Origin of the sequence: Alkalibacterium gilvum (assembly GCF_900109085.1) — a bacterium.
In the GTDB taxonomy this organism is placed as follows: Bacteria; Bacillota; Bacilli; order Lactobacillales; family Carnobacteriaceae_A; genus Alkalibacterium; species Alkalibacterium gilvum.
The window spans coordinates 1-2,329 of the sequence record NZ_FNYW01000074.1 but is presented as its reverse complement, the minus strand read 5'-3'; the positions used below and the strand labels follow the sequence as shown (position 1 = coordinate 2,329).

Genomic DNA, 2,329 nt, shown 5'->3' with positions numbered 1-2,329 from the left:
CGTGCTGATGTGGTATGGTTAGAGTACGTCATGTGAATTCATCCTGTCTATTGAGAGTTAGTGGTAACTTCAATATAACATGAAATTCACATGGCATTTTTTATATGTTAGCCAGGTGGCTAACTTCATTATAAAATCCAGCAAGAGAAAAAAGTTTTACTAACTACGCACAATACGCAAGAAATGAATTACTTTAAGAATTACACGGTTACTTTTTTTTATAGCGGATACAATTATTTTACTGGTTCTAAAAAAGAGTTTAATGAAGTTATTACTTCTCGATTGAATAACTATAAAGAACTAGAAAAATTTCTGAATACAGAAAATTTTTAAAAACACTAATTATCTTAAACAACTCATAGATTTGCGTTTTAACACTTTTTCTTAAAGGCTGTTTTCGTATAGATTGTTGCTTTCTTGACCATACTATTAAAAGGTTGATATAATGCGGTTAGGAGGCGTTCAATTATGTGGTTAAATGTATATGAAGATTTCAGCGAATTAACTAAATCTGAGCAGTTAGCGTTGTTTAATGCAATGAAACAAGACTTGTTTCCCGATGAGCCAGATAAAATTACGAAACCACTTAAAAGCATTCGTGAAGCCCGATTTTCTTCTGGTTTGGGTTGTGTTCATTGTGGTAGCACATCCGTTAAACGCAACGGTAAATATCGTTCAAGACAACGCTATCTGTGTAATGATTGCGGAAAATCTTTCAATGATATGACGAACACGCCATTTTCAGGCTCTCGCTACCCCGAAAAATGGGTGAAATACATTGAACTAATGGTAGAAGGATATACCCTACCAAAAATCGCTGAAAAACTTCACATACACATTTCTACTGCATTTTATTGGAGGCATAAAATCTTGAACGCATTGGGAAGTCTTGGTTTTAATCAACTACAAGGTATCGTAGAGAGTGACGAAACCTTCTTTCGTGAGTCTATGAAAGGTAGAGAAATCACTCATAGAAAAGCCAAAAAGCGTGGAGAGAAAGATGAAAAAAGAGGGATTTCTAATCTTAAAATTGCTGTTGTAGTGGCACAAGACCGAAACGGTAGTGTGATTGCTCGGAAAGCAGGAACAGGTCGTGTTAGAGCCGAAGAAATTGACACTGTGATAGGTGAGTATATTCACCCGTCTGCTTTGTTATGTACTGATACTGCAACGAACTATAAAAAGTTTGCCAAGATTAAAGGGTTACAGCACGAAACAGTTAATGAACGCCAAAAACAGCGTGTAAAGAAAGGTATCTATCATATTCAGCACGTCAATAACTTTCACAATCGCTTGAAAACTTGGATGGAACGGTTTCAAGGGGTTGCAACAAAGTATCTGGACAATTATCTATATTGGTTCCGTTGGCTTGACCTTAGCAAAAATTTAGCATTTGAAAATCGAGTTGAGCAAATGCTTATTTCAGCGTGTCAAAAATCAAACTATACAACCATTGAAATGTTTAGAACTGCATAAAAAATACCTCAACAAAAGAGGTGAGGTATTTCAATCATTGATTTCTAAAGTCGAATTTTTCTTTAGGAACATTTAGTTTATGTCCATTAATTACTACTGTGTCATCATCTATCCATTCAATTTTTGCTGTGGATTCTCGATAATTCCAGTAGATATTTTTTGTTTTACCATTACGCTCATTAAAAATTAGTTCGCCTCTTACAGCATCAGCACTTAAACTTGGACTTGATACATAGGCTGTTAAAGTGTAAGTGCCATTAGGAGAGGTTTCTTCCGTAATATATTCTCCTGTCGGTAATCTATTCATATCAAAGAATGCCCAATACACTCCGTAACCTATGATGCCGACTAATAACAATCCAACTACAAGAAAAATTTTAAGTATCTTGTTTCCCTTTTTCTTATTATTTTTCACTATATCGGTTGCCAAAAATTATCACCCCTTCAAAAAACTATTTAACTATCAAATTAATTGTATCAGATAAACCGACCATTACAAACTTTATCGTAAAAACAACAAAGTTTACGAAAACAGCCTTCTTAAAAGACTAATAGTTTTTTAAGTTTATTTTGACCACACAAATTAAAAATTCCTTTATTATTTCATGTTCTTTCTAGATAAACGTCCAACGTTGTTGTCTAAGTATACTTATCCCTGAAAGTTTGTTTGACTGAAAAAATATTAATTGATTGAGCTGTGCTGTACTCATTGTTTGGGACACCGCAGGCGCTCGAAAATCTTATAAAATCCAGTTTGGTACACATGATAACTCGACAGTTTTCGATAGACCCTCCTGCCTGTTTGAACGAGCTTCCCGGCGACTTTAAGCAATCTCAGTCGTATGGAATGAAT

At 34.7% G+C, this 2,329-nt stretch carries 3 protein-coding genes; 1 reads left to right on the top strand and 2 read right to left on the bottom strand.

Annotated elements, in window-relative coordinates; translation table 11 throughout:
• Positions 1-468 precede the first annotated feature (468 nt).
• Positions 469-1,476, top strand: coding sequence for an IS1595 family transposase (locus BMX83_RS10510; protein ID WP_091636818.1), 1,008 nt, complete (start codon positions 469-471; stop codon positions 1,474-1,476).
• Between the two features lie 34 nt (positions 1,477-1,510).
• On the opposite strand, the gene BMX83_RS10505 is transcribed toward BMX83_RS10510, so the two are convergent.
• Positions 1,511-1,906, bottom strand: coding sequence for a DUF5412 domain-containing protein (locus BMX83_RS10505; RefSeq protein ID WP_091636816.1), 396 nt, complete (start codon positions 1,904-1,906; stop codon positions 1,511-1,513).
• 276 nt (positions 1,907-2,182) lie between these two features.
• The coding region (locus BMX83_RS10845; RefSeq protein WP_177170584.1) for a transposase at positions 2,183-2,329 on the bottom strand (147 nt) is incomplete at its 5' end.

Bases quoted from the DNA above. Each gene is read 5' to 3' on its own strand.
- BMX83_RS10510 (WP_091636818.1), top strand. From the start codon at position 469: ATGTGGTTAAATGTATATGAAGATTTCAGCGAATTAACTAAATCTGAG.